Origin of the sequence: Kitasatospora sp. NPDC091207 (assembly GCF_044768625.1) — a bacterium.
In the GTDB taxonomy this organism is placed as follows: Bacteria; Actinomycetota; Actinomycetes; order Streptomycetales; family Streptomycetaceae; genus Kitasatospora.
This window is the reverse complement of record NZ_JBIVVS010000011.1, coordinates 44,943-62,090: the sequence shown is the minus strand read 5'-3', so window position 1 is coordinate 62,090 and position 17,148 is coordinate 44,943. Positions and strand designations below refer to the sequence as shown.

Annotated in this window: 17 protein-coding genes; 12 read left to right on the top strand and 5 right to left on the bottom strand. The window is 76.5% G+C overall.

The genetic code is table 11. From position 1 onward, the window contains the following. Positions 1-344 precede the first annotated feature (344 nt). From ACIQTO_RS19855 to ACIQTO_RS19845, 3 genes are read left to right on the top strand one after another with little or no spacing between them, the layout of a single operon-like run. Complete coding sequence (locus tag ACIQTO_RS19855) at positions 345-866, top strand: SigE family RNA polymerase sigma factor (RefSeq protein ID WP_402389441.1); 522 nt, start codon at positions 345-347, stop codon at positions 864-866. Then, positions 853-1,794: a hypothetical protein gene (locus ACIQTO_RS19850; protein ID WP_402389439.1), complete on the top strand. Its 942-nt coding sequence runs from the start codon at positions 853-855 to the stop codon at positions 1,792-1,794. The genes ACIQTO_RS19855 and ACIQTO_RS19850 overlap by 14 nt, the downstream gene beginning before the upstream one ends. A 43-nt stretch (positions 1,795-1,837) precedes the next feature. After that, entirely contained in the window at positions 1,838-2,065 is a 228-nt protein-coding gene (locus tag ACIQTO_RS19845; RefSeq protein ID WP_402389437.1) for a hypothetical protein, read from the top strand. A gap of 123 nt (positions 2,066-2,188) precedes the next feature. Here the strand turns inward: ACIQTO_RS19845 and ACIQTO_RS19840 are convergent, their stop codons facing one another. Then, a complete protein-coding gene (locus ACIQTO_RS19840) occupies positions 2,189-3,289 on the bottom strand; it encodes a chemotaxis protein (protein ID WP_402389435.1) in 1,101 nt (366 codons plus the stop codon). 369 nt (positions 3,290-3,658) lie between these two features. Between ACIQTO_RS19840 and ACIQTO_RS19835 the strand changes: the two genes are divergently transcribed. After that, positions 3,659-4,459, top strand: a complete 801-nt coding sequence (locus ACIQTO_RS19835; protein ID WP_402389433.1) for a hypothetical protein — start codon at positions 3,659-3,661, stop codon at positions 4,457-4,459. 429 nt (positions 4,460-4,888) lie between these two features. On the opposite strand, the gene ACIQTO_RS19830 is transcribed toward ACIQTO_RS19835, so the two are convergent. Continuing rightward, positions 4,889-5,155, bottom strand: a complete 267-nt coding sequence (locus tag ACIQTO_RS19830) for a hypothetical protein (RefSeq protein ID WP_402389430.1) — start codon at positions 5,153-5,155, stop codon at positions 4,889-4,891. A 320-nt stretch (positions 5,156-5,475) separates the two neighbouring features. Between ACIQTO_RS19830 and ACIQTO_RS19825 the strand changes: the two genes are divergently transcribed. Next, entirely contained in the window at positions 5,476-6,498 is a 1,023-nt protein-coding gene (locus ACIQTO_RS19825; protein ID WP_402389428.1) for a tetratricopeptide repeat protein, read from the top strand. A 50-nt stretch (positions 6,499-6,548) separates the two neighbouring features. Next, positions 6,549-6,800 (top strand): hypothetical protein, encoded by a 252-nt coding sequence (locus ACIQTO_RS19820; protein ID WP_402389426.1) that lies wholly within the window; start codon positions 6,549-6,551, stop codon positions 6,798-6,800. A 34-nt stretch (positions 6,801-6,834) separates the two neighbouring features. Here the strand turns inward: ACIQTO_RS19820 and ACIQTO_RS19815 are convergent, their stop codons facing one another. Then, entirely contained in the window at positions 6,835-8,421 is a 1,587-nt protein-coding gene (locus tag ACIQTO_RS19815; RefSeq protein ID WP_402389424.1) for a sigma-70 family RNA polymerase sigma factor, read from the bottom strand. Between the two features lie 122 nt (positions 8,422-8,543). Beyond that, positions 8,544-10,181 (bottom strand): CAP domain-containing protein, encoded by a 1,638-nt coding sequence (locus ACIQTO_RS19810; RefSeq protein WP_402389422.1) that lies wholly within the window; start codon positions 10,179-10,181, stop codon positions 8,544-8,546. 221 nt (positions 10,182-10,402) lie between these two features. Here ACIQTO_RS19810 and ACIQTO_RS19805 point away from each other — a divergent pair, with 221 nt between their 5' ends. The 6 genes from ACIQTO_RS19805 to ACIQTO_RS19780 all read left to right on the top strand — a co-directional run bounded on the left by ACIQTO_RS19805 (position 10,403) and on the right by ACIQTO_RS19780 (position 16,006). Then, positions 10,403-11,626 carry a GNAT family N-acetyltransferase gene (locus tag ACIQTO_RS19805; RefSeq protein ID WP_402389419.1) on the top strand — a complete coding sequence of 408 codons (1,224 nt, stop codon included), beginning with the start codon at positions 10,403-10,405 and terminating at the stop codon, positions 11,624-11,626. 172 nt (positions 11,627-11,798) lie between these two features. Next, the gene (locus tag ACIQTO_RS19800; protein WP_402389416.1) at positions 11,799-13,358 is read left to right on the top strand and encodes an ATP-dependent DNA ligase; all 1,560 of its coding nucleotides are present in this window, start codon (positions 11,799-11,801) and stop codon (positions 13,356-13,358) included. A gap of 181 nt (positions 13,359-13,539) precedes the next feature. After that, positions 13,540-13,779 (top strand): ferredoxin, encoded by a 240-nt coding sequence (locus ACIQTO_RS19795; protein ID WP_402389413.1) that lies wholly within the window; start codon positions 13,540-13,542, stop codon positions 13,777-13,779. A gap of 108 nt (positions 13,780-13,887) precedes the next feature. After that, entirely contained in the window at positions 13,888-15,102 is a 1,215-nt protein-coding gene (locus tag ACIQTO_RS19790; protein WP_402389410.1) for a cytochrome P450, read from the top strand. 279 nt (positions 15,103-15,381) lie between these two features. Continuing rightward, on the top strand, positions 15,382-15,543 hold the full coding sequence (locus ACIQTO_RS19785; protein ID WP_402389407.1) for a hypothetical protein: 162 nt from the start codon (positions 15,382-15,384) through the stop codon (positions 15,541-15,543). A gap of 109 nt (positions 15,544-15,652) precedes the next feature. After that, positions 15,653-16,006 (top strand): hypothetical protein, encoded by a 354-nt coding sequence (locus tag ACIQTO_RS19780; protein ID WP_402389405.1) that lies wholly within the window; start codon positions 15,653-15,655, stop codon positions 16,004-16,006. Positions 16,007-16,229: 223 nt separating this feature from the next. Here the strand turns inward: ACIQTO_RS19780 and ACIQTO_RS19775 are convergent, their stop codons facing one another. Continuing rightward, positions 16,230-17,132, bottom strand: coding sequence for a hypothetical protein (locus ACIQTO_RS19775; RefSeq protein ID WP_402389403.1), 903 nt, complete (start codon positions 17,130-17,132; stop codon positions 16,230-16,232). Positions 17,133-17,148 lie beyond the last annotated feature (16 nt).

The window sequence follows — 17,148 nt, the reverse complement described above, 5'->3', positions numbered from 1 at the left end:
CCTGTACGGCCTGGGGCCCCAGGCGCATCGTGGACCCACGGCCCGCCCGCCGCCCGGCCGAGTTCCGGCCGGCGCGCGGGCCGTCCAAGTCCGCGCCGGCCCGCGACGCACCCGTCCGGCCCGCCGCGCACCCGTCCGTGCACCGCTCCGGTCCGGCCCCGCGCCCAGGACCGGGGCCGCCGTGCCGGGCCCGTGACGCGCTGCTGGAAAATAGGCGGCCCCGGCAGGCAACCCGAACGGCCTCCCATCGCGTTCAGCAGCCGTGAGAAGGACAACGACGACTCGGCCGCGGCGGCCGGCGATGACGGCGGGAACGACGGGAGCACCATGGCGGGGGCGGCACGATGAGGGATGCGACACCGGACTTCGAGGAGTTCGTCGCCGCCCGCAGCCCGCGCCTGCTGCGCATGGCCTGGCTGCTGACGGGCGATCCGCATCTCGCCGAGGACCTGCTGCAGACCGCGCTGGCGAAGGTCTGGCCGCGGTGGGAGAGGATCTCCATCGACCGGCCGGAGGCGTACGTCCGTCGGGTGCTGGTGAACTCGCACGTCTCCTGGTGGCGCCGCCGCTGGCACGGCGAACTGCCGCACGGCGAACTGCCGGAGCAACCGACGGGCTCGGATCCGTTCGAGGAGCTGGTGGTCGGCCAGGTGGTGGCGGCCGCCGTCCGGGCCCTCCCGCCGCGGCAGCGCGCGGTGGTCGTGCTGCGGTACTTCGAGGACCTGAGCGTCGAGGAGACGGCCGAGGCACTGGGCTGCACCACGGGCACGGTCAAGAGCCAGACGCACCGGGCCCTGCAGGCCCTGCGCGGCAAGCTGCCCGCCCGGGAGCTGCTGCTGGACGGGGGACGGCGTGACCTGGTCTGACGTCGACCGCGCCGGTCCGGACCGCACCGGCCCCGGCGAGCCCTGGCGCCGCGACCCCTGGCCCGACGACCGGGACGACCCCCGGATGGCCGACGCCGAGGTGGAGGACGAACTACGGGTCCTGCTGCGCCGGGCCGTCCCCGACCTTCCGACGCCCGACGACCGGATGGACCGGGTCCGCGAACGCGCCGCCCGCAACCGCCGCCGGCGCCGGGCGGCCGGTCTCGGGGCCGGACTGACCGGTGGCCTGCTCGCCGCCGCCCTGGCCGCCGCGCCGGCCACCGCGCCCTCACCGGGGCCCACCATCCTGCGCCCCGCGACCGGCGGACCGACCGCGGCCGGGGCCCCCGCCGGGGTCCCGTCGCCGAGCCCGCCGCCGACGGCCGCGAGCCACCTGCCGAGCGTCTCGCCGAGCGGTGTTCCGAGCCCCTCCGACGGCTCGCAGGCCGTGCTGTTCCCGGAGCTCCGCGGGGTGATCCTCGACGTGCCGAGGGGCTGGTCCACCCTGATCATGCCGGCCGGCGGACCGCTGAGCGGCACCGGGTTCACGGCCAACCAGCCGCTGAAGGTCGCCCCCTACTGTCCGCCATGGCAGGTCGACTGCGCGCCGCTGGAGGCGTTGAACACCGACGGCGTGCTGGTCGCCGTGACCCTGTTCGACGACCCGGCGCACACCCAGAAGCTGGCCTGGACCGCCGCCGCGGCCGAGGACACCGCGCTCGCCAAGGACTGCGGCCTGCGCGGTGGCACCCGGCAGCTCACCGGCCACCGGACCGTCACGGTGGCCGGCGCGGTGACGGTCGTCGAGCTGACCGCCTGCCTGAACCGCCCCTCCGCCCGGACGGTGGAGCTGGTCCAGCGGGTCGTCACCTCGGTCCGCGTCACGGGCGGCGCCTCCGTCGTCGCCACCGGAAGCTCGCACAACTGATCGTTCCCCCTCGCCTCCCCTGCGTCCCGAAGGCGGTCCCGCCATGGCCCTGCTCCGTCGGATCCTCGTCGGCCTGATGCTGTTCCTGGTGGGCTGTGCGCCCACCGGGCCGACCCCGGCCACCTCCTCCCCCTCCCCGGCACCGAGCCCCCGGGCGTGCCGCCCGCCGTCCCAGCGGGTCTGCGCCCGCCGCCGCCCGAGCAAGGGCGACCGGCCCCGGCGGGACTGCCGGGGCGCCTACCCGCCGCCGGACCGGGGCTGCTCGCGGTGATCCCGCGGCCGGGGAGGGCCGTCGCGTGCCCCGCGCGGCCGCCCCGGCGACGGCCGGGGCCCGGCCGGTGGCGTCCGGCCGGGCCCGTGGCGGGTGGTGGTCAGTAGCGCGGGACGGCGGCGGTCAGTACCGCAGGACGGCGGCGATCCGACCGCGGCCGGCGAGCTCCCCGGAGGGGACGAACTGCACCTTGGCGCCGGTGTCCAGGGCACGCTCGACGATCTCGTCGACCATGTCGTCGCGGACGTCCGGCTCACCGGAGGCGGCGGGCACCAGATGGCTGTCGGTGACCCGCACCGGCTCCCAGTAGTCCTCCTCGACCGCCAGCAGGGCGGCCCGGCCCTCGCTCACGCTCTGCCAGACCTCGTCGATCCCGGCGGCGAGCCCCTTGACGCTCTGGGCCGAGTCGAGCCGCGTGTGCAGCTCGGCGACGGCCTGCTGCCCCTGCTGCGCCACGGTGGGGCGGACGGCCTCGGCGACGGCGGCGGCGGCCGCGTGGCCGAGGCCGCCGCGCGGCACCTGGGCGCTGGCCCGCTTCACGGCGGTGCCGACCTCGTCCAGCAGCGCGAGCGCCGCGGCCTCGCCGAGCACGTACAGCGGGCGCGCGTCCGCCTCCAGCACGGCGGCCAGAGCGGTGTCCGCCTCCCGCAGGAAGCGGCGGGTCTCCTCGTCGCGGAAGGTGCTCGGGACGTCGCCGATCCGCTCCTTTCGCTCGACGTCCCAGTCCGGACCGACCTGGTCCCGCGGGAAGCCGCCCGCCGTGTGCTCCACCAGCCGGGGGCCCGTCCCGCCGAACAGCGCGACCCGGTCGGCGGCGACCGTCAGCACCCAGTAGGGCGCGCCGGCGGTGTAGGCGGAGACCAGGTTGCGGGTCAGGAAGGTCTCGGAGAACACCACCCGGGCGGCGACGGTCCGCGGCAGCGACCAGACCTGGTGCTCGCCGGGCGCCGCGAAGATCGCCAGACCGTCCTCGGCGTGCACCAGGTCGACCTCCCGCAGGGCCCGGTCCAACTGCTCCACCACGTCCAGCCGGTCCGCCCGGGAGACCGCCTCGTCCGCGTGCAGCCGGTTCTTGGCCTCCGCGATCAGGTTCCGCAGGCGCACCGGGTCCTGCGTGTTGTCGGGCTCGCTGCGGTGGGTCGGCAGCAGGACGGAGACGGCCGGGTAGCGCCGGGGGCGGCGCAGTTCGGCGAGGACGGCAGGCGTGAGCTCGGCTGCGTGCATCGGATGCCCTTCTTGTCGCGGTTGCCTCGACATACTCGACAGAATCAGACTCTCCTATGTTTTGCCAGGTTTGCCGGATTTGCCTCCCCACCCCTCCCCATCCAAACGCCCTCCTATGCCCGCCGCCACCGAAAAGCCGTCCGCATCCGGGGTGGGACCGGGCGCACCGGACCCATGGGGAGGACCGGCCGGAAGCTGAGACCGAATCAGAACCCTTTGATCATCGGATAGTTATGTCGCCCCGCTGGTCCACCCCCCTACGCTGAACGCTGCCGTACATCGAGACCGAGGGGGGTCACAGGTGAGGGACGTCATCACGGTGGATCTCGGCGGGGGCGCGCTCGTCCACGCCGAGGTGACGGCGCTGCGGTGCTCTACGACTTCCGCCCCGGAGTCCGCGGCAGGCTGCTGTCCACCCTGACCAGGGGCGAGTCCGCCGAAGTGCTCCGGGTGCTGGCCGGGGTCTCCCACTCGGTCGCCAGTACCTTCGGCACCCTCGACTTCCGCGCGCTGGCGGCACTCGCCGACACCGCCCGCACCGGGGCTCCGGTGCTGCCCGCGCACAGCGTCCCGTTCGCCGAGGTCGCGGTCGAGGTCCTCCGCGGCCTCGGTGGCGCGGACGGCGCGCTGGCCGAGCGGCTCGCCGTCACCCTGCCGGCGGGCGCCCGGGTCGGGCCGGCCGCCGAGGCGACGGACACCCGCCACCGCCCGGCCGGACAGCTCGTCGTCCCGATCACGGCCCAGGACATCCTGCTGGAGGCCCTGCCGCAGCCGGCCCGCCGCCGCTGGTGGCAACGCGGCGCCGCCGCGCCGGCCCCCGTCCCGCAGAGCACGGGCCGGCCCGCCGAGGCCGGGCCGACCTGGAGCAACCTGCCACCGGACCGCCCCGACATGACCGGCCGGGAGAGCGAACTCGTCGAGGTCGAGCGGATCCTGCACCCCGGGAGCAGCGCCTCCGCCGCCCGGTCCGCCGACCGCCCCGCCCCGCCCCCGAGCGCTCGCTCTGCGTCGTCCAGGGCCCGCCCGGGGCCGGCAGGACCGCACTGGCCCTCGCCTACGCCCGTCTGCACCGGGAGTCCTACTCGCTGGTCTGGTGGGTGGACGGCAGCAGCCACGAACGGCTCGCGCGGTCCTTCGCCGAGCTCACGACCCTCCAGGGCCTCGCGGTGACCGCGCCGGGCACCCCGGCCGACCAGCGGCCGGAGGCCGGCGCCGAGCCGGGGCGGTGGCTCACCGAGCACCCCGGCTGGCTCGTCGTCATCGACGACCTCGGCGGGGAGATGCCCGAGCAGGAGCGCTGGATGGCCGGCTACTCGCCGCGCACCCTGGTCGGCGACCACTGGCCGCCCGATGGCTACGGCAGCGTGCTGATCACCACCCGGATCGAGAGCTCCGACCGCCGCGCGCTGGAGGACCACGCCCTGCCCCTGCGCGGCGGCGGCCGGCACCGGTCCGGGGCGACCGGTCCGGCGGCCGACCCCCGAGGACGACCCGGCGGCGCTGCCCGGACTGCTCGCCCGCGCGTCCGAGAGCACGGCCGTCCGGGCCGCGAACCCGGCCGCGCCCGGTGCCCGGCCCGAACCGACCCTGCCGTACCGGTCACTGCTCGACCGGCTCGCCGAGGGCGACGGGCGGGGCCTGGCCGTCCTCTCGGTCTGCGCCTTCCTCGCCCCCCAGGGCCTCAGCCTCGAACTGATCACCCAGGGACTGCTGGCGGCCGCCGGCCACCCCGACACCGGAGCCGCCGCCCCCGACGGCCTTCCGCTGACCGATGTGCTGACCCGGCTCTCCGCCGACCGGCTGCTGCGCATCGCACCCGACAGCCGCAGCGGCTCGATCGCCATCCACGTCCACGAGCAGCTGCAACGCGCCGTCCGGGCCGGGATGACACCCACTCAGCGGCGCGGCTGGGCACGGGCGGCGCTGCAGGCCGTCCTGGCCTGCCCCCCGACCGGACGTCACCGCAGCACCGGGCGGCCTGCACCGCGCTGCTGCCGCACGCCCACGTCGTCGTCCAGCGGACCGACGACGACCCGGCCGACGGTGCCCGGCGCTCGACGCTGCTGCACCGGCTGGCCCGGTTCCGCGCGCGGCAGGGCGACCTCGGCGCCGCCGAGGCCTACCTCATCTACCAGGGGTCACTGCGCCGGCGGAGCACCCCGGTCGGCGAGGAGGAGCTGGACTCGATGCTGCTGCTCGCCGAGGTGTTCCGGGTCGGCGCCCAGTACCCGGCAGGCCCGGGCGCGGACGCGGCAGGCGCTGGCGAACCTCTCCGGGTGGCCGCCGGGATCTGCCGGGACCTGGGCGACCCGGCGGGCTCGCTGCGCGAACTCCGGGCCGCCGGTCGCGCCCTCGACCGCCCCGGCGGGGCGGAGCACACCGGCCGGGAGGCCCTGCCGCGGCCGGCTGCCGCCCTCGACCGCGAGCGGGCCCTGACCGGCGTGGCGATCGACCGCGAGCTGGCGTTGACCGAGCTGGAGGGCGGCCGGCTCGACCTGGCCGCGGACCGCCTGGACCGCGCGTGGACGGAACTGCTGCGCCTAGGCTCGTACCTGCTCCGGGTGCCGAGCGTGCTGGAGGTCGTGATCCGGCAGGACCGCGCCCGCCTGTCCCTGCTCCAGGGCCATCCGAGCCTGGTGGCGTGCGAGTTGCTCGCGCAGAGCCTGCGCAGGGCCGGCACCGACCAGGACGTGGAGTCGCTGGACCTCGTGATGGAGGCCAGCGAGACCCTGGTCGACACCATGCGCGCGTACTTCGAACAGTTGGAGACCCCGGGGGCGGGCCTGCCGGACACCTACCACCAACTGCGGGCCCGTCAGCTCGTCTCGGTGGCCGCCATCGACGAGGCGGTGCTGACCTACCGGCGTGGCCGGGCGGACCGGCGGCCGCACCGGCTGGCCGCCGCGCTGGACGTGTCCGGGATGCTGCTCGCGGCGCGGGGCCGCCGGCCGGAGGCGCTGCGGGCGCTGGCGGAGGCGGCGGAGCTGCACGAGCGGGTGCACGGCCGCGACCACCCCGCGTGGGGGGAGAACCGGTGGCGGCTGGGCCGGGTGCTGGCGGCCGCCGGGGAGGACGACCGGGCGCGCGGGCTGCTCGTCGAGGCGCGGACCGTGCTGGCCGCCCGGCTCGGCCCGGACCACCCCCGGCTGGTCCGGATCGACGCCGCGCTCGCCGGGTTGGGCCCGGGCCGGGACGACGAGAACGGGTGAAGCCGCCGGACCACCCGTAACCCGGGTGGCGCAGTGTCGTTGGGCGGGACATGAAGAAGCGCAGCATGCTCGCCGTCGCCTCGCTCGCCGTGGGTGTCGTGGCCTCCCTCACCGCTCCCGCCGCGCACGCCGGCGCGATCGGCGGCCAGGGGGACCTGACCGGCCCGCTCCAGCAGGGCGGCACCCTGACCACGGCGCCGGACGCCGTCCAGGGGCAGGTCGGCGACGCCGGCGGGGTGGTCGGCGAGGCCACCGGCCACGTGACCGGGCAGGCGGACGGCCTGATCGGGCTGCCCTCCTGACGGCCGCCGGACCGGCCCTCGTCGCCGCCGGCGGTCAGCCGAGCGGGGCGCCGAGGTCCTGCGTCCAGTAGAGTCCCGCCGGCCCGGTGGCCACACCGATGCCGACGTCCTTGAAGCCGCAGTCCAGCATGTTGGACTGGTGGATCCCGCCGTCCATCCACCGGGACACCACGGTGCCGGGTGCGCTCGGCCCCCGGTCGAGGTTCTCCCCCCACTGCGACCAGCGGTACCCGGCCGCCGACAACCGGGCGTCCGCACGGGCGCCGTCCGGGTTGACGTGGTCGAAGTAGCCGCGGGCCACCATGTCGTCCGTGTGCTTCTGGGCGGCCGCGTGCAGCTTGGGGTCGATCCGCAGCGGGGCGCAGCCGGCCTTGGCGCGTTCGGTGTTGACCAGGTCCACCAGCTGGCGCTCCAGGCTGGGCGGCGTGGGGCGGGCGGTGGCCGGTGACGGCGACGCGGTGACGGCCGCGGGTGACTCGGTGGCGGTCGGGGTCGGCGCGACCGCCACGGGAGCGGGAGGGGTCTCGGCGAGCGGCGGCTCCGCCACGGGCCGCGCGGGTATCGCGGCCGCGAGCGGGGTGTCGGGCACGGCGCTCGGGGTGGTCGGCTCGGGCGCGGCCCGCTCCGGCTGCGGGTGGTGCGGCCACACCATGGCGAGGGTGGCGACGGCCAGCACCGCGGCCGTGCCGCCCGCGACGGCGGTCCGGCGCCGGACCGGGCCGAACCGCCCCTCGGCGCCTCCGGGCGCCCCGGAGTTCCCGGCGCCGCTCCCCGCTCCGCCCCCGGCGCCTGTCGGCGGAGCGGGCGTGGCCGCGGCGGCCGCGGCCTGGAGCTGCAGCCCGGTGGGCGAGTCCAGCGGGATCGGGACCAGCGCCAGGCCGGCCAGCAGGCCCTCGGCGGGGAAGAGGTCGCGGCCGAGCCCGTCGCAGCCGGCGCAGCCCCGGATGTGCCGGGCGATCCGCTTGCGCCACACCGAGTCCGGGGTGCCGTCCCAGCCCGCGGTCAGCTCGACCAGCTCCGCGCAGCGCGGGTAGGCCGTGAGCGCCCGGACCACCACCCGGCCCGCCTCCAACTGCTTCTTCATCCGCTGGACCCGGACGGCCGTGTGCTGCGGCGTCAGGTCGAGGGCCTCGGCGAGTTCGGCCCGGGTGAGCTCGCCGCAGGCCTCCAGCCACCAGAGCGCGAGCAGTTCCCGGTCGTCCCGGTCCAGCCAGCGGGTGGCCTCGGCGACCTCGCGGCGCTGACCGGACAGGCCCAGCCGCAGGATGGTGAGGTCGGTGAAGTCGGCCCGCGGGTCGGCGAGGTCCCAGGCCTCGTCGAGGCCGCCGACGGTGCTCTGCTGCTGGCCGGTGAAGCGTCGGCGGACCTGGTTCATGGTGATCGCGACCAGCCAGGAGCGGAAGGACTCCGGATCCCGCAGGCCGTCCAGACCGTCCAGCGCGCGGATCATGGTCTCCTGGGCCACGTCGTCCACATCGGCGTGGCCGTTCAGCGCCCGGCCCGCGACGTTGTAGACCAGCGGCAACCAGGCGGCGACCAGCGCCTCCTGGGCCTGCCGGTCGCCCGCCTGGGCCGCCAGTACCAGGGTCGTCCCGGTCCTGCTCTGCACGTCAACGTTCATGGGTCAGCACTCCGTCTTGCCGTCATCCGTCCGCCGCTGCCTCCTCGGAGACCTCGGGGGACTGCTCAGATAACAACAATTCGCGCGGATTCGGAAAACGGGGGTCCGGGCGGGCCCGGCGGTCAGGACGGGGACGCGAAGACCTGGGTCCACCAGGGGCCGCCCGAGCCGGTCTTCACACCGACGCCGATCTCCTTGAAGGAGCAGTTCAGGATGTTGGCACGGTGGCCGGGGCTGTTCATCCAGGCGTCCATCACGGCGGCCGGGTCCTTCTGGCCGCGGGCGATGTTCTCGCCCCAGCTGTTCCAGCGGTAGCCGGTGGCCTCGATCCGGTGGTCGGCGTGGTAGCCCTCGGGGCTGGCGTGGTCGAAGTAGTCGCGGGCGGCCATGTCCTCGCTGTGGCCCTGGGCCGCGGTGGCCAGCCGGGAGTCGGCGGTGAGCGGTCCGCAGCCGTGCTGGGCGCGCTGGACGTTGACCAGGTCCACGACCTGCTGGGCGGTGGAGCCCCCGCCGGTGGCGCCGCTCGTCGGGGCGGCGGTGGTCCGGCCCGGGCTCGCGGCGGAGCTCGCCGACGCCTTGGGGACCGTGCTCGCGGTGGCCGCCGTCGTCCCGGCGGAGGTCGGCCTGCCGCTCGCCGTGGCCGGTGCGGACGCGCTCGCGGTGGCGGCGCCGGCCGAGGGGCTCTGGCCCGCCGTGGCCGCGGCGGTGGGCACCGGGGTGGCGGAGGCGGCGTGGGCGGCGTCGCCGGCCGACGGGCTGTCGGAGGGCGTGGGGGGCAGCGCCGGGGCGCCGAAGCCCGCGCCGGGGACCTGGATCCCGTTGTGGTCCCCGGCCTCCGCCGCGATCTGCGGGTCGAGCGCCAGCGCCTGCTGCCCGTCCCGGTCGCCGTACACGACGTACCCGGCGCCGCCGAGCGCGGCGAGGACTCCGGTGCCGGCCACCGCGGCGGCCACCGCCAGCACCGGGCCGATGCCCCGCCGGCGACGGCCCCGACGGCCGCGCCCCCGGTGCCGGTCGGCCGCCCGCCGCGCCGCGCGGCCGCCGGGCGCACCGGAGCCCCCGGCGGCGGGGAGGATCGTCGTCCTGTCTTCGCTGTTCACCTGGGCACACTTCCTGTTCGGGTCGGCCGGTCCGGGTGCCGACACCTGGGAGACCTCCCGGCCGCGCGCCGATAACAGAAAGTACGAACGAATTTCCGATCCTCCGGGTCCGCCGGCCGAGCGGGCTCCGGAGCCCGCTCGGCCGGCGGCGTCCGGCGCCGGGTCGTAGGTGACGCACATCGTCCGGGTGGCGACCTGGTCGTACGTGCCGCGGGCCCGGTGGTGGTCGGCGGCGGTGATCCACCGCACGGCGCTCCAGCCGCGCCCGGCGGCGATCGCCCTCAGCCGGGCGAGCAGCGCGTCCACCGCGTCGGCGCCGCGCACGGCCGGGCCGACGAACAGGTCGTCCGGGCACCCGGCGGCCGCGCCGTGCAGCGGCCGGACGAACGGACGGTGGCGCGCCAGGCCGACCGGCGTCCCGGCGGTGGCGCGGACCAGCAGGCGCTCCGACTCGTGCGCCGGGCCGTGCGCCGGGTCGGCGAGCCAGGACCGGACCGGCTCGGCCCTCGCGTCCGGGACCGGCACCCGGCAGACGTCGCGGTACCCCCGGAACAGCTCGCGCCAGGCGTCGAACCCGGTGTTCCCGGGCGCCCCGGCGCCCCAGCGGGCGTCGGCGGCGGCGGGCAGCTCGGCCTCCGGGGTCGGCGGGGGCAGCGGCACGGTGGTGCACCACGGCGGCCGTCGGGCCGGCATGACGGCCCGACGGGCCCCGGCGGCTGGACGGTCCGGCCAAGAACCCCGACCGCCCCCCTACCCGGCGGAACGGTCCCGGGCCGCGCCGCCCTCCGCGAAATTCGTTTGACCCGGCGCCGCAGGCACGGCTGCACTGTGACCGGCGCCGCGCCTCGTGGCGCCGGAATGCAGAGGAGACAGCGGCACCGATGGAGATCCGTTCCACGACCGACCAGGACTTCGACGTCTTCGTCGACACGCTCCTCGCCGCGTTCGGCCGTTTCCGGGAAACCCCGACCGAGAGCGGTGCCGAGGCCTGGTGGTCGGCGTTCGAAATGGACCGCGGCCTGCTCGCCCTGACGCCGGACGGGCGGCCTGTCGGCACCGCCGGCGCGTACTCCTTCGAGCTCACCCTGCCCGGGGCGGTCCTGGCCCCGGCCGCCGGGGTGACCGGCGTCGGCGTGCTGCCCACGCACCGGCGCCAGGGCGTGCTCAGCGCGATGATGCGGCATCAGCTCACCGAGCTGCGGGCCCGCGGGGAGTTCCTCTCCGTCCTGCTGGCCTCCCAGGCCCTGATCTACCGCAGGTTCGGCTACGGGCCGGCGACCTACGGGGCGCGGCTGACGGTGCCGCGTCACCAGGCCGCCCTCACCCACCCCCGGGCGCGCGGCGCGGCGGACGCGCCGGCGACCGGCTCGGTCGAGCTGCTGCGGCGTGCCGAGTGCGGCGGGATCCTGGAAGAGGTCTACGACCGGTATCGCCGCGCGCAGCCCGGCGCGCTGTCCCGGCCGCACCGCTGGTGGGCCCTGGGCGGCGGGCTGCCCCCGGTCGCTCCGGTGCAGCGCTACGTCGCCGTCCACCGCGACGCCGACGGCGTCCCGGACGGGTACGCCAGCTACTGGCGCGGCGAGGCCGACACCTTGACGGTCGACGAGACCATCGCCACCGACGACGCCGCCGCCACGGCCCTGACCAGGTTCCTGCTCGGACACGACCTGGTCGGCCGGGTCGTGTTCAGGAACGTCCCGCCCGAGCACCCACTGCGCTGGCAGCTCGCGGACTTCCGCGCCGGCCAGGTGAGCAACGACAACGACGGGCTCTGGCTGCGGCTGCTGGACGTCCCACGCGCGCTGACCGCGCGCGGCTGGTTCACGGACGGCGAGCTCGTCCTCGACGTCGACGACCCGTTCCTCGGCGAGCACGGCCGCTACCTGCTGACCGTCCGGGACGGCAGGGCCGACTGCGTCCCGACGGGCCGGGAGCCCGACCTGTCCCTGGACATGAGCGACCTGGGCTCGATCTACCTCGGCGGCACCGCCCCGAGCACGCTCGTACGGGCCGGACACGTCCTGGCCCACCGTCCGGGCGCGGCCACACTCGCCGACGCCCTGTTCCGCGCCGAGCGTCCCCCGCACTGCCTGCACTGGTTCTGACCCGCGCTCACCGGCCGGGGCACACCGTCCACCGCCGGCCCCGCCCGCAGGAGGGCGGGGCCGGTCCCTCGCCCCGGTGCGGGCGCGTGTCCTGCGATCCGGGGCGGGCCACGTCGCCGATGCTGGAGCCTCGCGCGGGACAAGCCGCGTTCGCGCCTCTCCGAGGAGCCCCATGCTGCTCCGGTACCTGGCCCTGACCTCCCGCGCCGTGGCGGGCGAGCCCGGCCGCCGGGCCAAGACCACGTTGCTGGCGGACTGTCTGCGCGAACTCGGCCCGGCCGAGGCCCCGGCGGCGGTGGCGCTGCTCTCCGGCGAGTCCCACCGGCTGCGCACCGGCGTCGGACCGGCCGCCCTGCGCGACCTGCCGCCCGCCGCCGCCGAACCGTCCTGGGGCGTCCGGGAGGCCGAACGGGCCCTGGAGGCCATCGCCGCGGTGCACGGCACCGGCGCCCGGGCCGAGCGGGCGCGGCTGCTGGCCGCGCTGTTCGGGCGGGCCACCGACGTCGAGCAGGCCTTCCTGCGGGCCGTGCTGGTCGGCGAACTGCGCCAGGGCGCGCTGGACTCGGTGGTGGCCGACGCCGTCGCCCGGGCCGCCGGCGTCCCGGCCGCGGCCGTGCGACGGGCGCTGATGTTCCGGGGGTCGGCCCGCGCCGTCGCGGAGGCGGCGCTGACCGGCGGCGAGCCCGCGCTGGCGGCCTTCCGGCTGGAGGTCGGCCGGCCCGTCCGGCCGATGCTGGCCGCCTCGGCGCCGGACGTCGCCTCGGCGCTCGACCGGATCGGCCCGGCCGCGCTGGAGTGGAAGCTGGACGGCATCCGGATCCAGGTGCACCGGGACGGCCGCGACGTGGCGGTGTTCACCCGGAGCCTGGACGACATCACCGCCCGGGTGCCCGAGGTGGTCGAGGCGGCCCTGGCCCTGCCGGTCCGTTCGGCGGTGCTGGACGGCGAGGCCATCGCGCTCGGCCCCGACGGCCGGCCCCGCCCGTTCCAGGAGACCGCCGCGCGGACCGCGTCCCGGCAGGACCCGGCCCGGCTGCGTGCCGAAGTGCCGCTCAGCGCCTACTTCTTCGACCTGTTGTACCGCGACGGCGCGGACCTCGTGGACCGGCCCGGCCGGGAGCGCTGGGAGGCCCTGGACGAGTCGGCGCCGGCCGCACTGCGGGTGGCGCGCACCGGGACGGCCGACCGGGAGGAGGCGCTGGCCTTCTTCCGGGACACCCTGGCGCTGGGCCACGAGGGCGTCCTGGCCAAGGATCCCGCGGCCGGCTACGCGGCCGGTCGGCGCGGAGCCGGGTGGATCAAGGTCAAGCCGCGGCACACCCTGGACCTCGTGGTGCTGGCCGCCGAGTGGGGCAGCGGCCGGCGGCGAGGTTTCCTCAGCAACCTCCACCTCGGCGCCCGGGCGGCGGGCGAACCCGGCCTCGGCCCCTGGGTGATGCTCGGCAAGACCTTCAAGGGCCTGACCGACGAGACACTCGCCCGGCAGACCGTGGAACTCCTCGCCCGCGAGGTGGAACGCGACGCGTACACCGTGCGGGTACGGCCGGAACTCGTCGTGGAGATCGCCTTCGACGGCCTCCAGCGCAGTCCGCGCTATCCCGCCGGGCTGGCCCTGCGGTTCGCCCGGGTGCTCCGCTACCGGCCCGACAAGAGCGCGGCCGAGGCGGACACCGTGGCCACGGTACGGGAGATCGCCGCGGCGGAGGGTCTCGGCCCGGCCCCCGAAGGGTGATGACGATCGGTCAAACTCCTTTTGCCAGAGCTTTGTTCGGATTAGGAGTGGAATCGGCCATTCTGCGCGAGTGTGGCGGAGCACCCTTCGTGTGCGACAGAGCGACAGCTAGGTTGACAAGGACAGCGGGGGGCGACCGGCCCGGGCGATCCGGTGCCACACCACTGAGAGGTGTCCGTACATGCAGGTGAGCATCGACCAGGACCGCTGCTGCAGCTCCGGCCAGTGCGTCGTCACGGCGCCGGACGTCTTCGAACAGGACGACCGGGACGGCCTCGTGAGGATCCGCCTGGCCGTCCTGCCGCACGTGCGCCACGCCGACGTACGGCTGGCCTCCGAGCTCTGCCCCGGCGGCGCGATCACCGTCGCCGAGGAGACCCCGGACAGAGACGGGGACGACGCGGGCTCCGCGACCGCCTGACGCGCCCGCCGGCCGACCCGGTCCACCACCCCCACGCGGCCGCCGCCCCCCGGCTCCGGCCGTCGAACCGTTGCCGCCTGCCGCTCCGCCACGCGAGGAGACCCCACCTTGACGAGCACGCCCACCGCCCCCGCCCCGCTGCTGCCCGCCCCCCACGACGGCGTCTGCCCGTTCAGCCCGCCCCCCGTCTACACCGAGGCCGCCCGCGAGGCCACCGTCACCCGCGCCGAGCTGCTGGACGGCACCTCCTGCTGGCTGGTGACCGGCTACCACGAAGTCCGCTCGGTGCTCTCCGACCGCCGCTTCAGCGCGGACGTCCGCCGCCCCGAGTTCCCGTCCATCACGCCCGGACGACGCGCGATCATCGCCGCGAACCCCAACTTCCTGCGTCTCGACGACCCCGAGCACGCGCGGCTGCGCCGCATGGTCACCGGGGACTTCCTGGTCAAGCGGGTCGAGGCGATGCGCCCGGAGATCCAGCGGATCGTCGACGAGGCCCTCGACCGGATGACCGCGTCGGGCGGCCCCGCCGACCTGGTCAGCGGCTTCGCCCTGCCGGTGCCCTCCCTGGTGATCTGCCTGCTGCTCGGCGTCCCGTACGAGGAGCGGCAGATGTTCCAGGACCTCAGCCGCCTCCTGCTCAGCACCACGGCGGCCGAGGAGGAGGTGCGCCGGGCCCAGACCGAGCTGATCGACTACCTCGGCGGCCTCGCCGCGCAGAAGCGGCGCCGCCCCGGCGACGACATCCTCAGCCGGCTGGCCGCCCGTGACGACCTCAGCCTCCAGGAGATCGCCGCGACCGGCTTGCTGCTGCTGGTCGCCGGCCACGAGACCACCGCCAACATGATCTCGCTCTCCACCCTCCTGCTGCTGCGCCACCCCGAGCAGGCCGCGCGGCTGGCCGACCCGTCGGCCGTCCCCGGCGCGGTCGAGGAGTTGCTGCGCCACCTCACCATCGTCCACATGGGTCTGCCCCGGCTGGCGGTCGAGGACGTCGAGCTCGGCGGCGTCCGGATCCGGGCCGGCGACGGCGTGGTCGCGATGCTCTCCACCGCCAACCGGGACGGGGAGCTGTTCGGGACGCCCGGCCAGCTCCCCGCCGGCGAGCTGGACGTGGACCGGGACGCCCGGCGCCACCTCGCGTTCGGCTTCGGCGTGCACCAGTGCCTGGGCCAGCCGCTGGCCCGGGCGGAGCTGCAGATCGCGCTGGCCACGCTCTTCCGGCGGCTGCCCGGGCTGCGGCTCGCGGCGCCGGAGAGCGAGCCGGTCTTCCGCTCGGAGGCGTTCGTCTACGGCCTGGAGGCACTGCCGGTCGCCTGGTGAGACCGGCCGCCGGATCGGATCCGCGGTCCGGGGCAGGCATGGCCCGGCCGCGGCCGGGCAGGAGAGGTGTCACAGGCGCCGTCGGGCACGTCGGACGGGTCGGGCGGGTTCCGTCCGGTCGGCCGTGGCGCGGCGGCCCTGCGGTTCGGTTGGCCGTGGCGCGGGCACCGAGGCAGGCTTGAAGGGCGAGACAGGAGCCCGGTCCGGTGGCCGGCCCGCGCCGCGGGACTCCGCGGCGCCCTCGGGCGACCCCGGCCGGCCGAGGAGACGGAGCCCGCGATGACCGATATGAGCGCACGGTCCGAGGTGAGCGTCGATCGGGAGGAGGACGTCCGCGCGGCCGACCCCGAGGAGGGCATCACCTCGATGCAGAACCAGCACGCGCAGGACACCTCGCAAGCGGAGGGCGATCCTCTGGAGGAGCCCGAGACGTACAGCTGACCGTTCAGGACGAACGGATTCCCACGAGGCCGCCCGCCGCACGGGCGGCCTCCGCGACCGCGGGTGTCGCTGCCCTGAGGGCGGCGACACGGCGGGGAAGGATGGGCGCATGAGCGAGCAGCAGAGCGCAGCAGCGGCGCAGGGCGGACGGCCGATCGGGACACCCGGGGATCCACGGGCGTCCTGGGCCACCTGGACCACCCAGTCGATCATCAGCGGACCGGGCGGAGTCACCACCGCGGAGGTCGGCCCGATCTCCGGCGACCTCACCGTGCACACCACCTGGGTGGACGGCGAGGCCCGGCTGACCGTGCAGTACACCGGGGCACTGGACTGGTACACCGTGGCCGGCAGCCCCGTGCCGGCGGCGGACGAGATCACGGCGCGGGCGATCCACCAGGCGATGGTCAACACCGTGAAGACCGGGCGCGGGGCCTCCGCCCCGCAGGCGCCCGGCGTCTGAGCCCGCCCCAAGGGCTCCGCTCCCCGACCGCCCGGCCCGCCGGGCGGTCGGCCGTGCGCGCCCGGGTGCTGGTCTGCGCCGGAAGGGTCCGCGCCGGGATCGTCGACACGGGAGCGTCGACGCCGGAAGGGAGCGGCCTGCGGGTGCCCGCGCCTGAAGGCGCCGGACAGCCGGCCACCGCCGGGCCGGCCCGCGCCCGGCGGTGGCCGGCTGTCCGGGAGCCTCAGCGACCCGTCCCACCCCGCAGGACCGGGGCCGCGGCGGCCCAGTACCCGCCGTCCGCCCCGCTCCGGCGCCGGAGGTCCGCCCGCACCTCGCGGGCGAGCTTGCGGGTGTCGCGCCGGTTGACGGTGGCACCGATGCCCGCCCCGACCAGCAGGGGGATCAACGAGGGCAGCCGGCGCAGCGTGCTGCGGGTGAGTCGCTTGCGCACCTGCTGGCGGACCTCGGCGCCGAGCGCCATCGCGGCGAACCCGGCCGGCTTCACCAGCAGCGTCGCGTCGATGCCCCGGCGGTTGGCCCAGGCGGCGACGTAGGCGGAGGCCCGCTGGGTGGCCGTGCCCTGCACGGCGAAGCCGTACACCTCGTGCAGTTCGGCGATCAGCTTGATCTCGACCGCCGCGACGGCGAGCGTCTCGGCGGCGATCTCCACCGCCATCGCCGGCGGCACCGGCAGCATCGCGGCGGCGCCGACGCCGGCGCCGAGCGTTCCGGAGGCCCGGCTGGCTCCGGTGACCAGCAGATCGGCCAGCCGCTCGGCGTCCGCCGCCCCGGGGTGCTGGGCGCGCAGCGTGGCCAGGTCCCGCACCGGGATGCGCGGCGCCGCGTGCATCAGCTGGTCGGCGAGGGCCCGGCTCCCGTACGCGGCCCCCTTCGCGGCGGCCTTCCCACCGCTGCCGAGCCGGCGGGAGACCGTCCCGAGCAGCGCCGCGGCCCGGCGTCGGCCGCGCCCCGCCCGGTACTCGGCGACCTGCCTGGCCGGCCCGCCCTCGACGGGGGCGGGCCGTTCCAGCTCCTCGACCAGTTCGGCCAGTTCCTCGGCGACCTGGTCGGCGACCTGCTCGGGCGGGGGCTCGGGGGCGGGCTTCAACTGCCGGGAGCGTCCCGGTCTCCTGAAGATTGCCATGCTCTGCGGGTACCCG